Origin of the sequence: Pectobacterium brasiliense, from assembly GCF_013449685.1 — a bacterium.
Classification (GTDB): Bacteria; Pseudomonadota; Gammaproteobacteria; order Enterobacterales; family Enterobacteriaceae; genus Pectobacterium; species Pectobacterium brasiliense_A.
The window spans coordinates 15922-29803 of sequence record NZ_JACDSF010000042.1 but is presented as its reverse complement, the minus strand read 5'-3'; the positions used below and the strand labels follow the sequence as shown (position 1 = coordinate 29803).

Below are 13882 nucleotides of genomic sequence, written 5' to 3'. Positions count from 1 at the left end.
ATCTACCGGACCCGATTCAAAACGGAAAAAAGCAGTATCATTACCAACCTTTCACTGCCCCGCCGTTAAAAATACGGTTAGCCGCCTGTTCAACTTCATCAGACTGATAGGCCTGAATAAACTTTTTGACGTTTTCCGCCTCTTTATTATTTTCACGGGTCACAATGATATTCACATACGGTGACTCTTTATCCTCAATAAAAATACCGTCTTTCGTTGGCGTTAAGCCGGTTTGCTGAATATAGGTCGTGCTAATAATCGCGACTGTCACTTGCGGATCGTCCAGCAAACGCGGCAACTGTGCCCCTTCCACTTCCATAATACGCAGATTATGCATGTTGGTCGTAATATCCAGCACCGTCGGCAATAATCCCGTATCAGGCTTCAGTGTAATTAACCCGGTTTTTTCCAGTAATAACAGCGCGCGTCCCAGATTCGTAGGATCGAACGGAATCGCAATGGTATCGCCAGCTTTCAGATCGTTGATACTTTTAATCTTCTTCGAATAACCCGCCATCGGGAAAACGAAGGTATTTCCTACCGCCACCAGCTTATAACCGTGTTCGCGGTTTTGCTGTTCCAGAAAAGGACGATGTTGAAAGACATTCGCGTCCAAATCGCCTTTATCCGTTGCCTCGTTCGGTAATAGGGAACCGCTGAACCCCACCAGTTCGACATCCAGACCATATTTCTCTTTTGCCACTTTCTTCGCGACGTCGGCGACGTCCTGTTCCGCACCGTTAATCACACCAACTTTAATGTGGTTGGCAGAATTGCTTGCGCTATCGCATGCCGTCAACACCATCGCCGCCGTGACCATTCCCGCCACCAGCGCTATACGCCATTTATTCATCATTCTGGTTTACCTGATATCGTAACTGTATCGATTTAAAGAGAAAAACAGTAACGCTCCATAATTCACCGAGTCAAATAACTCTGCGTTCTATGAATATGCATTTCATTATCCGATGAATAAGTGTGGTGATATCTGTTAAGCCGATTCCATTTTACCTATCTGCTATTGCTCGCCTCTTGATTCCCCCGCATTATGACGTTTTGATGACCTTGGATTTACACGGCGAAACCATGATTAATGTGGCTTTAGTTGACGATCACATCGTTGTACGGTCTGGCTTTGCACAGCTTCTGACATTAGAAAATGACATTCAGGTTGTTGGACAATATGCTTCGGCGGCGCAGGCGTGGCCCCATCTACTCAAACAGCCGATTGACGTTGCCGTGATTGATATCGCCATGCCGGATGAAAGCGGCCTGTCGCTATTAACCCGTCTGCGTCAACAGCGCCCTAATTTTCGCGCCATTATTCTGAGCATCTATGACACCACCGCATTTGTACAAAGCGCACTGGATGCGGGTGCAGGCGGCTATCTCACGAAGCGCTGCGGCCCGGAAGAGTTAGTGCAGGCGGTTCGCGTGGTCAGCAGCGGTGGCCTTTACCTGTGTGCCGATGCACTACACGCCATTCGCCATCAGCAGCAGCCACCGAAAGAGCTGCTGGCGCTGACCCCGCGCGAGCGGGAAATATTCAGCCTGCTGATCAACGGGATTAGTGTAAAAAGCATCGCTGAACAGCTCGAACTCAGCCATAAGACCGTTCACGTTCACCGTGCCAATATTCTCAGTAAATTACAGTGTGAATCCACGGTAGAACTGGTGCACTTTGCACTGCAACACCAACTGCTGGCTGGGAAGTAAATCATGCGTCGCCTGCACGTCATCGGCATGACGCTGTTTCTGGCCTTTTTTTATAGCCTGATTTGGCTGGCGTTGTGGACCATCAGTTTCTATTTGAGCAACAACGGCCAGCAGGCAGCTCTGCTGTTACCGCAAGGGCTGCGGCTGGCGTTGATGATTTTGCTGCCTAGAAAGTACTGGCCGACCTTACTGCTTGCGGAAATCGCCATCCAGAGCTGGCTTATTAGCGAGCAACTCATAACGCGTTCGCTGCTGCTACTTTCTCCGTTCCTCAGCCTGATTCCGGCCATCATCACGCATAAAATCTGGCATCGCTATACGCTTTATTGGCAGCGACTTCTGCTGCTTCTGGCAGCGCTGACGCTCAATACCGTTCTGCACGGTATCGCTATCGGCCCCTGGTTACACTCGCAGCTGACGCAAACGCTGCTGGCGACGTTTACCGGCGGCGTCCTGCTGATCCCGTTCACCTATCTGCTGTACGAATACATCAAACAGCAGCACTTGCAGACGTTGCTGGCACAGGAGATCCCCGATCCGCCGCTGCGCACCTCACTGCTGATTTGGTGCTCGCTGTTTTTTTCTATCGGCGTTTGCCTGCAAATGACGTTCACACCCGAGATGGAACGCCTGCTGCTGATTTTCGTTTTTCTGCCTAACGTGGTCATGGCGTATAAATTCGGCTGGCAAGGCGGCGTGCTCTCCGCCGTACTCGGCAGTCTGATGATTGCCGTCACGCGTCAGGTGAGCGGTGCCTTCGACGATCTGCGCGAACTGGAACTCTTTCTCTCTACGCAGGCGCTGCTCGGCATTGGGCTGGGGATCGCGATCAGCCGTCAGCAACAGCTCGCACAGCGGCTCCAGCGCTATCGTCATCAGTTGGAGCAGGAGCTGAAAACCCGGCGGCAACTTATGGAGCGCATCATCCACACCGAAGAGGTCGTACGCAAAGACATCGCGCGCGAGCTGCACGATGACATCGGCCAAAACATCACTGCCATTCAGATTCAGGCCATGCTGGTGAAACACAGCGCGCCAGCCGATGCGGCTCAGCATGCTGCCGGACAAATCAGCGAGCTGTCGCGGCGCATCCACCACACCACCCGCCAGCTTCTGCGCCAGTTGCGTCCACCGGTGCTGGATGAAATGGTGTTGGATAAAGCGCTGCATCATCTGGCGGATGAATTTTCCTTCTCGGCTCGCGGTATTCAGTTTCAGCTGGATTATCAGCTCCCCACGCCTCCGCATGATGACGTAGTGGTTTTCACCCTTTACCGGCTGGTGCAGGAACTGCTTAACAACATCAACAAGCACGCCAGCGCTACGCAGATTACGGTTCGGCTTTCCCAACAGGATGACCTGATTACACTCGACGTCATTGATAACGGCGTGGGCATCGCACAAGACCGGTCGCATCTGACAGGCGGTGGCTTCGGCCTGCGGGGCATCGAGGAACGTGTACAGGCGTTGGGTGGTAACTGGCTGGTAAAAGCCGCCACCATTGGCGACGCTGCCACATCGCGCGGTACACACATAATTGTTAACTTGCCCACAAAATTTAAACAAAAAGACGACTAACTAGGAATTATTCCTAGCCATCTAAAACCTTGTCTCATCCTTTTTAATTCACATCCCCCTACTCTTCTCTCAACGCGACGGAGAACCCCATGCAGGCACCCATGTTTCCAGCGGGACAGCTTTCACCAACACAAATCAGCCAGCGTTATCGCTACTGGCGACCACGGTTGCTGATTTCCATGGTCATCGGGTACGCCACATTTTACCTGACGCGTAAAAGCATCAACTTCGTCATGCCGGTGATGCAGTTGGAATTAGGGTTAAGCAAAGGCGATATCGGTCTGCTAGGGACGCTGTTTTATCTCTGTTATGGCGCGTCCAAGTTTATTTCCGGCATCGTGTGCGATCGCAGTCAGGTGCGCTGGTTTATGGGTGTCGGGCTGATGATTACCGGCGTGCTGAATATTCTGTTCATGTACTGCCAGTCGCTCACGGGTTTGCTGATTGTCTGGGCACTGAATGGGTTCTTTCAGGGCTGGGGGTGGCCGCCTTGCGCCAGACTGCTGAGCAGTTGGTATTCGCGCAATGAACGCGGCCTCTGGTGGGGATGCTGGAATACGTCGATCAACATTGGCGGCGCAGCGGTTCCTCTGCTGGCAGGCTATCTGGCCTCCGAATGGGGATGGCAGGCAGCGCTGCTGGTGCCGGGCATCATCGGCATTGTGATGGGTCTGTGGCTGTGCTGGCAGCTGTGCGATAAACCGCAACAGCAGGGATTACCCAGCGTCGGCGAGTGGCGGCGCGATGCGCTGGAGCGTCGTCAGGAGCAGCAGAGCCCGCCGATGCCAATGCGCCAGATTCTGCGCGATGCGATTTTGCGTAACCGTACCATCTGGCTACTCGGGTTTTCCTACATTCTGGTGTACCTGATTCGCATCGCACTGAATGACTGGGGGAACATCTGGCTGTCGGAGAGTCACGGTTTCAACCTGCTCAGCGCGAACGCCACGCTGTCGCTGTTTGAACTGGGCGGATTGATGGGGGCGCTGTTTGCCGGTTGGGGTTCGGACCTGCTGTTTCGTGGTCAACGCGCACCGATGATTTTGCTGTTTGCATTAGGGCTGTTTTTAACCATGACCGCGCTGTGGCTGGCACCGATTCACCACTATTCACTGCTCGCGGCCTGTTTCTTCAGTATCGGTTTTTTTGTTTTTGGACCACAGATGTTGATTGGTCTGGCTGCGACGGAATACAGCCATAAGGATGCCGCAGGCACGGTGACAGGTTTTCTGGCGTTGTTTGCCTATCTGGGGGCAGCGCTGGCGGGCTGGCCGCTGGCACAGGTGCTGCAACACTACGGATGGTCGGGATTTTTTACTCTGCTGGCGTTGGCTTCAGCCTGCATCGGACTGTTATTGATGCCGCTGCTGATGGCAGGTGTCAGCCGCCGGGAACGTTTGATGACATCAAAATAGCAATAACAACAGATAGATACCTATAAGGAAAACATCATGAAACTGAGTACCTTAACTACCCTCATCGCCGCTGGACTGACCGTTGCTGCTGTTACCACCACTACCGCTCGGGCGGAAGGACGCCTGGTCATTTACTGTAGCGCCACCAACGCCTTCTGCGAGGAAGAAGCCAAGGCCTTCGGTGAGAAACACAATGTTAAAACCTCCTTTATCCGCAACGGCTCTGGCAGCACGCTGGCGAAAGTCGATGCAGAGAAGAAAAACCCGCAGGCTGACGTGTGGTACGGCGGTACGCTCGATCCGCAATCTCAAGCAGGCGAAATGGATCTGCTGGAACCTTATCAGTCTAAAAACCTTGAGCAGATCATGCCGCAGTTCCGCGATCCCGCAAAACGTAAAGGCAACTACTCGTCAGCCGTTTACGTCGGTATTCTCGGCTTCGGCGTCAACACCGATCGCCTGAAAGAGAAAAACCTGCCCGTTCCACAGTGCTGGAAAGATCTGACCAACCCAATCTACAAAGGCGAAATCCAGATTGCCGATCCACAAAGTTCCGGTACGGCTTATACCGCACTGGCGACCTTCTCCCAGCTGTGGGGTCAGGATCAGGCCTTTGATTACCTGAAAAAACTGAATACCAACGTGTCGCAGTACACCAAATCCGGTATTGCCCCAGCACGTAACGCTGCACGTGGCGAAACGGCTATCGGCATCGGCTTCCTGCATGACTACTCGCTGGAAAAAGAGAAAGGCGCACCGCTGACGCTGATCTCCCCGTGTGAAGGTACTGGCTATGAAATTGGCGGCGTCAGCATCCTGAAAGGCGCGCGCAATATGGATAACGCCAAGCTGTTCGTTGACTGGGCGCTGTCAAAAGAAGCACAGGAACTCTCCTGGAAGAAAGGTCAGTCCTACCAGATTCTGACCAACACCACCGCCGAAGCTTCTCCGCTGTCTCTGAAGTTGCAGGATCTGAAACTGATCAACTACGACATGGACAAATACGGTGCAGCGGACGTGCGTAAAGAGCTGATTTCCAAGTGGGTTAACGAAGTCAAAATGGGCCAATAATCTCGACTCATTGACCTTGATTCATTGACTTCTATTGATTGAAAAATAATGGGAACACGGCGGCAAGGCTTGCTCGCATTTCGCTTAACGCCGTGTTCTCAGCATCGCTAATTAACCATTACTCAATATTATTCACCACCTAATACCTGTGACGATTCAATCTCATAAAACAACTTTATAAAACTTGCACGCACCAGGGAACCATCATGTCACACACACTAACTCTTTCACCGACGCCTAAGCGGGATCCCGTTTTCCTGTGGCTGGCGCTGATTGCAGCAACCTTTTTGCTGCTGCCAGCGTGGAGCCTGGATTACGGCCTGCTGGATGCCTCACGCGATGAACTGCTGGCAGCTTACAGCTGGTCAAGCCTGAATATCAGCCTGCTGTGGTTCCTGCTCCCAGTCGGGTTGCTCGCACGTCCACTGCTGACGCCCGGTCGTGAACAGCGTGGCCGCCACCGTTTTGATGCAGCTTACGCGTTGTTCTGTGCCCTTTTCGTGGTCATCAGTGCCACGGTGGAAGGTCGCGGGATGGGCTATGGCACTATTGCGCTGTTTGTCGCGCTGAGTGCGATTATTACGCTGGCGCTATCGCGGCTGGACTGGCTGGGTGGCGATCGCTTCGTCATCGGCTCGCTCATCAGCATCATCGCGCTGATTGGCGTCTTTATCCTTTACCCCAGCATCGCTATCTTCATCCCGATGTTCACCAACGACAGCGGTGAATTCGCGCCGCTGGCATTTATGCAGATTTTGGGTCAGACGCACATCTTACGGGTGATCTGGAACTCATTCCTGCTGTCGGTTGCCGTCGGTATCGGCTGTACTTTCTTCGGTATGGTGCTGGCAATCTACACCTCGCGTATTGCCCGCCGCTCCGCGATTATCGGCCGCATTTTCTCCATTCTGCCTATCGTGACGCCGCCGTTTGTTGTCGGGTTAGGCGTGACGCTGATGATGGGCCGCTCCGGTTATATGACCGAGCTGATGGTGGATTGGTTCGGGCTGACGAACACCAACTGGCTGTACGGTTTTACCGGCATCTGGCTGGCGCAGGTGCTCGCCTTCACGCCAATGTCATTTATGATTCTGGAAGGCGCGATGAAGACCATTCATCCGTCGCTGGAAGAAGCATCGTACACCCTGCGTGCTAACCGTTATCAAACCTTTCAGCGGGTTTTCCTGCCCTTGCTGAAACCGGCGCTCGCCAACTCGTTCCTGATCGTGATCGTCCAGTCGCTGGCCGACTTCAGTAACCCACTGGTGCTGGGCGGCAACTTCGACGTACTCGCCACACAGATTTACTTCTACATTACTGGGGCACAGCTGGATTACCAGGCAGCCAGTACGCTCGGCGTTGTCCTACTGGTGTTCTCACTGGCCGTGTTCTGCGTGCAATATCTGTGGATCGGTAAACGCTCCTACGTGACAATTTCCGGCAAATCCTCTCGGGGTGATGTGCAGCCGCTACCCGTTTCGCTGGTGTGGATCGTCAGCATCCTGCTCTATGTCTGGATTGCCTTTAACGTCCTGCTGTACGGCAGCATTTTCTACGGCAGCTTTACCGTTAACTGGGGCGTGGATTACACCCTGACACTGGCAAACTTCAGCAAGCTGTTCGGACAAGGCTTTAGCGACGGCGCCTGGCCTTCCCTGCTGGATACGCTGTTGTTCGCGGGTATCGCCGCACCGATTACGGCACTGTTCGGGCTACTCATCGCCTACATCGTGGTGCGCCAGCAGTTCTACGGCAAGAAAGCTATCGAGTTCACCACCATGCTGTGCTTTGCGGTGCCGGGTACGGTTGCCGGTGTGTCTTACATCCTGGCCTTTAACAGCGCGCCGGTTTACTTAACGGGAACCGCGGTGATCGTCATCATGTCGATGGTCATGCGTAACGTGCCGGTTGGTATCCGTGCGGGTATTGCCGGACTGGGGCAGTTGGATAAATCACTGGACGAAGCGTCACTCAGCCTACGTGCAGGTTCGATGCGCACGGTGTTTTATATTCTGCTACCGCTGCTGCGTCCGGCCATTTTGTCTGCGCTGATTTACAGCTTCGTGCGCGCCATTACTACCGTCAGCGCCATTATCTTCCTGGTTACACCGGATACTCGCGTCGCTACGTCTTACATTCTTAACCGCGTGGAAGACGGTGAATACGGTATGGCGATTGCCTACGGTTCCATCCTGATTGTGGTCATGCTGGCCATTATTTTCCTGTTCGATTATCTGGTCGGTGAAGCGCGGATTTCCCGCACGAAAGCCAAGAATAATGCCTAAGCGGAGTGATTACCTTGAATACTGAAAAAAGCTTTGTCGAACTGAAGCACATCACTAAACGCTTCGGCAACAACACCGTCATTGATGATTTGAATCTGGCGATCCCTCAGGGAAAAATGGTCACGCTGCTGGGGCCGTCTGGCTGCGGTAAAACCACGGTACTGCGGGCCGTTGCCGGTCTGGAAAAGCCGACAGAAGGCCAGATTTTCATCGATGGCGAAGACGTCACCGAGCGCTCCATTCAACAGCGCGATATCTGCATGGTGTTCCAGTCTTACGCCCTCTTCCCGCACATGTCGCTGGGGGAAAACATCGGCTACGGGCTGAAAATGCTCGGTCGCCCGAAGGCTGAAATCAATCAGCGCGTAAAAGAAGCGCTGGCGCTGGTCGACCTGGCAGGATTTGAAGATCGCTACGTCGACCAGATTTCTGGTGGACAGCAGCAGCGTGTCGCTCTGGCGCGTGCGCTGATCCTCAAACCTAAAGTTCTGCTATTCGATGAGCCGCTGAGTAACCTTGATGCTAACCTGCGCCGCAGCATGCGTGAGAAAATCCGTGAGCTTCAGCAGCAGTTCAACATCACCTCGCTGTATGTTACGCACGATCAGAGCGAAGCCTTCGCAGTATCCGACATGGTTCTCGTGATGAACAAAGGCAAAATCATGCAGTTGGGTGCGCCGCAGGAGCTTTATCGCCAGCCGGCTTCCCGCTTCATGGCCAGCTTTATGGGAGATGCCAACATTTTCCCTGCCACCTTCACGGCAGACAGCGTGAATATCTACGGCTACCTCATTCCGCGTCCGCAGGGCTTTGCCGCCGGCTTAAGCGAATCGACCGTCGGTATTCGCCCGGAAGCCATTACGCTCAGCCATCAGGGTGACGAAAGCCAGCGCTGCACCATCACGCAGGTCGCCTACATGGGGCCGCAGTACGAAGTGCAGGTGGACTGGCATGGACAGTCGATGCTGTTGCAGGTTAACGCAACCCAGCTTCAGCCGAATCCGGGCGACAGCTACTATCTGCAAATCCACCCTTACGGCATGTTTGTGTTATCCGAGCAGTAAAATCAAGTAACCCTCCCTCAAACCGGGCGCGCTTGCTCCCGGTTTTACTTTTTACAAACATCTAAAAACGCCTACGAACCTCAGTTTCTCTTCGGTCTATTTTGATTGTGTCGGAATACATACGCCTGTTACGGATTCCCTGTGCGATTTGTTATGATGATGCTCTTTTACGCACGGAATCACGCACGGAATAGCCGCTATGAAACAGAAACCCATAACCTTAAACGATGTCGCCGAGTACGCTGGGGTTTCCTATCAGACGGTTTCCCGCGTGCTGAATCAAGCACCTCATGTGTCATCCCGTACTCGCAGTAAAGTGGAACAGGCGATGGCGGCACTTAACTACACGCCAAACCGCGTTGCACAGCAGCTGGCAGGAAAAACCATCACCACACTGGGGCTGGTCACTACCGATCTGTCACTACACGCGCCTTCACAAATTGCCGCAGCGATTAAGACCACCGCCAGTCAGCTAGGGATTAACATCGTGATGTCCATGCTGAGCAGCCCGGATGTCAACACCTGCAATAATGCCGTTAACGACCTGCTTTCTCAGCGTGTCAGCGGCGTTATCGTGAATGTTCCGCTATCCACGGATGACGTCGCCCACATTAGCCAGACCTGTGCCGACACCCCCGTCCTGTTTATGGATGCCGATCCGCATACCGACATACTCAACGTCATGTTCGACCCCGATCACGGCGCACGTTTAGCCATCACGCATCTGGTACAGCTGGGGCATCAACACATCGCCCTGTTGACCGGACCAATGACGTCGATCTCCGCCCGTCTGCGTTATGAAGGCTGGCTAGCCGAGCTGGAAAAACAGCAGCTCCCCCCCGCTTCAGTGCTACACGGTGACTGGAGCGCCGCATCCGGTTACCACCAGACGCTGGCCCTGTTGGGAGAATCCCTGCGCGTCTCCGCCATTGTTGTCGCGAACGATCAAATGGCGCTTGGCGTCCTGCGTGCGCTGCACGAGTATGGCCTGCGCGTACCGGAGCAGATGTCAGTGATCGGTTTTGACGATACTCAGGACAGCGCGTATTACACTCCGCCACTGACAACCATTCGTCAGGATTTCAGGCTATTAGGTAAAGAAGGCGTTACTCGTTTACTCGCCACGCTGCGCGATCCTACCCAGAGCACATCACTGCTGTTACCCACCGAACTGATCGTACGCCATAGCACCGCCGTACATTCATCAACCCATGCCTCCCTGCAAGAACTCACCAAAAACCTGTTGGACATTACACGCCAGCTACAAAGGCTGTAACCCTTTATGTTTGTAACCCCTTACACGACTTGTAACCCTTTACACAGCAGCACCTTTTTCACCATCGATGCAAAACCCTAACAAAATAAGATGATAAACAATAAGTTATTTATCATCTCTCGTTAATTTATTGCGTAGCGCTTTCCAAATCCGATGTATCGCCACTCATTTTACAAACGATCTTTGTGATCGCTTCCACTTTATTGTCACGTTCCACTTTACTCGCCCTGACGAGTCGATATGTTATGAACAATAGAGATTGTGAGCGGATAACAATTTAACTATCCAATCACAGAAACAGACTCAAGACGTTCAGGAGCTAACCATCATGAGCGATACCGTTTTACCGTATCCAGTACGCCATCGCGCCACACTGCAAGAGATTCTTGCTCGGCGTGATTGGGAAAACCCAGCCTGTACTCACTATCAGCGGCTCCCCGCTCATCCACCGTTCAACAGCTGGCGCAGCGTGGCTGCCGCACAGCAAGATGAGCCTTCTCAGCGGCTTCGCCGCCTGAATGGTGAATGGACATTTAGTTATTTCACCCGCCCAGAAGCCGTACCGGAAAGCTGGTTACAGCAGGATCTGCCGGATTCTGATACCATTCCGGTGCCTGCCAATTGGCAGCTACAGGGCTATGACACCCCGATTTACACCAACGTAAAATACCCGATCCCCGTCAACCCACCTTATGTGCCAGAAGACAATCCTACAGGTTGTTACTCGCTCACTTTTAAAGTCAATCACGACTGGATCAGTCGCGGACAAACCCGGATTATTTTTGATGGCGTTAACTCCGCGTTTTATCTCTGGTGTAACGGCCACTGGGTGGGATATTCACAGGATAGTCGCCTGCCTGCGGAGTTTGATATCGGCCGCTATCTGACGACCGGCGAGAATCGGCTGGCGGTGATGGTGCTACGCTGGTCTGACGGCAGCTATCTGGAAGATCAGGACATGTGGCGTATGAGCGGTATTTTTCGCGACGTCACCCTTCTGCATAAACCAGCGGTTCACCTCAGCGATATCCAGCTCACTACGCCGCTCAGCGCCGATTTCCGCCACGGTACGCTGGATATTCAGGTGAAGGCAACACTCTCTGAAGCTGACGCCAAAAGCTATCGCGTCCACGCACAGCTTTGGCGTGGTAATAAGCTCATCGGTGGTACGCGGCAGGCATTCGGCAGCAATATTGTCGATGAACGCGGTGCCTATCATGACAAATCTTTTCTCCGCATTGACGTGCCACAGCCCGACCTGTGGAGCGCCGAACTGCCGAATCTATATCGCGCTGTTATCGCACTGGAAACGGCAGAAGGCGAGCTAGTCGAAGCGGAAGCCTATGATGTCGGTTTCAGAAAAGTTGAAATCCGCAGCGGCCTGCTGCTGATTAACGGTCAACCACTGCTAATCCGCGGGGTTAACCGTCACGAACACCATCCGCAGCACGGTCAGGTCATGGATGAAGACACAATGCGGCGCGATATTATGTTGATGAAGCAGCATAACTTTAACGCCGTACGCTGCTCACATTATCCCAACCATCCGCTGTGGTATCGGCTGTGCGATCGCTACGGCCTGTATGTTGTGGATGAAGCGAACATTGAAACACACGGCATGCAGCCGATGAATCGTCTGTCGGACGATCCCGTCTGGCTGCCAGCCTATAGCGAACGCGTATCAAGGATGGTGCAGCGCGACCGCAATCATCCCTGCATCATTATCTGGTCATTGGGCAACGAATCCGGCTACGGCGCAAACCATGATGCGCTATACCAGTGGATCAAACGCCACGATCCGACTCGCCCTGTGCATTACGAAGGCGGCGGCGCGAATAGCCGTGCGACCGATATTGTGTGCCCAATGTACGCTCGCGTTGATGAAGATCAGCCCTTCCCCAGCGTACCCAAATGGTCGATCACCAAATGGGTCAGCATGCCAGACGAGCATCGGCCTCTCATCCTCTGCGAGTATGCACACGCGATGGGCAACAGTCTGGGGGGATTCGCGCGCTATTGGCAGGCATTCCGCCAATATCCTCGATTACAGGGAGGGTTTATCTGGGACTGGGTCGATCAGGCACTGACCCGCCGCGACGAACAAGGCAATACCTATTGGGCGTACGGCGGAGATTTTGGCGACATGCCTAACGATCGCCAGTTCTGTCTGGACGGCCTGCTTTTTCCCGATCGCACCCCGCATCCCAGCCTGTATGAAGCCCAGCGGGCACAGCAGCACATTCAATTCGCCTGGCAGGCTGAGTCGCCGTGTGAGCTGCGTGTCACCAGCGAATACCTGTTTCGCCATACGGACAATGAGCAGTTGAACTGGCGCATTACGCTGAATGATAAAACGCTCGCAGAAGGTTCGTTACCGCTGACGCTCGCTCCACAGACTACCCAGACACTGACGCTGCTGGAAGCCCTTCCCACAGTCGATCGCGCAAGAGAGCTTTGGCTCAATGTTGAAGTTGTACAGCCTAAAGCCACCGCCTGGTCAGAAGCTAATCACCGCTGTGCCTGGGATCAGTGGCAACTTCCTGCACCGCTTCATCTTCCCGAGGCACCGAGTTCTGGACAGAAGAAACCACCCGTTCTGCAATCGTCCGATGCGTACTTTGACATCATTCAGAGCGAACAGCATTGGCGCTTTAACCGCCAGAGCGGCTGGCTGGAACAGTGGTGGACGGCGGATGCACCAACGCTGTTAACTCCTTTGCAGGATCAGTTTGTTCGGGCACCGCTGGATAACGACATCGGTATCAGCGAGGTCGATCGCATCGATCCACGCGCCTGGGCCGAACGTTGGAAATCGGCCGGACTTTATCAGTTGCAGACGCAGTGTGTTGCGATTCAGGCCGACCAGCTCACCGATGCCGTGCACATTGTCACCGAGCACGTATTCCGCCATGCCGGACAGATCCTGTTGCGGAGTAAAAAGTGCTGGCAGATTGATGCACATGGCGTGATGACCGTGGATGTCGATGTTGATGCCGCTACGGTGCTGCCGTCACTGGCCAGAGTAGGCTTGAGCTGCCAGTTAGCCGACGTCGCGCCTCAGGTCAGTTGGGTCGGGCTTGGACCACATGAAAATTACCCAGACCGACAGCTCGCGGCACAGCATGGGCACTGGAATCTGCCGCTGGATGACCTCCACACACCTTATATTTTCCCAACGGAAAACGGGCTGCGCTGCAATACACGCACGCTGACCTATGGCAAATGGACTATCACCGGAAACTTCCACTTTGGGTTAAGCCGCTACGGACTAACACAATTAATGACGTGCACTCACCACCACTTATTAGAAAAGGAAAAAGGCGTTTGGCTCAATCTGGATGGCTTCCACATGGGAATTGGCGGCGATGACTCTTGGAGCCCTAGCGTTCATCGCGATGATTTACTCACAGCGACGCATTATCACTATCGCATCGCCATGCAACATCACCAGCCATATTGATATGAAAAAGCAGTATT

At 53.6% G+C, this 13882-nt stretch carries 9 protein-coding genes; 8 read left to right on the top strand and 1 reads right to left on the bottom strand.

All coding sequences use genetic code 11. The features are described 5' to 3' along the window. Positions 1-40: 40 nt before the first annotated feature. On the bottom strand, positions 41-856 hold the full coding sequence (locus H0248_RS16200) for a MetQ/NlpA family lipoprotein (protein ID WP_180786685.1): 816 nt from the start codon (positions 854-856) through the stop codon (positions 41-43). A gap of 230 nt (positions 857-1086) precedes the next feature. Between H0248_RS16200 and H0248_RS16195 the strand changes: the two genes are divergently transcribed. The 8 genes from H0248_RS16195 to H0248_RS16160 all read left to right on the top strand — a co-directional run bounded on the left by H0248_RS16195 (position 1087) and on the right by H0248_RS16160 (position 13865). Further along, positions 1087-1716: a response regulator transcription factor gene (locus H0248_RS16195; RefSeq protein WP_010285873.1), complete on the top strand. Its 630-nt coding sequence runs from the start codon at positions 1087-1089 to the stop codon at positions 1714-1716. Between the two features lie 3 nt (positions 1717-1719). Next, entirely contained in the window at positions 1720-3294 is a 1575-nt protein-coding gene (locus tag H0248_RS16190) for an MASE1 domain-containing sensor histidine kinase (protein WP_180786684.1), read from the top strand. Positions 3295-3383: 89 nt separating this feature from the next. Continuing rightward, positions 3384-4709, top strand: coding sequence for an MFS transporter family glucose-6-phosphate receptor UhpC (gene uhpC, locus H0248_RS16185; protein ID WP_180786683.1), 1326 nt, complete (start codon positions 3384-3386; stop codon positions 4707-4709). A gap of 36 nt (positions 4710-4745) precedes the next feature. Next, on the top strand, positions 4746-5780 hold the full coding sequence (locus H0248_RS16180) for an ABC transporter substrate-binding protein (RefSeq protein ID WP_014914786.1): 1035 nt from the start codon (positions 4746-4748) through the stop codon (positions 5778-5780). A gap of 206 nt (positions 5781-5986) precedes the next feature. Further along, complete coding sequence (locus tag H0248_RS16175; protein WP_039498696.1) at positions 5987-8065, top strand: ABC transporter permease; 2079 nt, start codon at positions 5987-5989, stop codon at positions 8063-8065. Positions 8066-8070: 5 nt separating this feature from the next. Next, on the top strand, positions 8071-9129 hold the full coding sequence (gene fbpC, locus H0248_RS16170) for a ferric ABC transporter ATP-binding protein (RefSeq protein WP_174435808.1): 1059 nt from the start codon (positions 8071-8073) through the stop codon (positions 9127-9129). Between the two features lie 199 nt (positions 9130-9328). After that, positions 9329-10405, top strand: a complete 1077-nt coding sequence (locus tag H0248_RS16165) for a LacI family DNA-binding transcriptional regulator (RefSeq protein WP_180786682.1) — start codon at positions 9329-9331, stop codon at positions 10403-10405. A gap of 328 nt (positions 10406-10733) precedes the next feature. After that, complete coding sequence (locus H0248_RS16160) at positions 10734-13865, top strand: beta-galactosidase (RefSeq protein ID WP_180786681.1); 3132 nt, start codon at positions 10734-10736, stop codon at positions 13863-13865. The last annotated feature ends 17 nt before the right edge of the window (positions 13866-13882 follow it).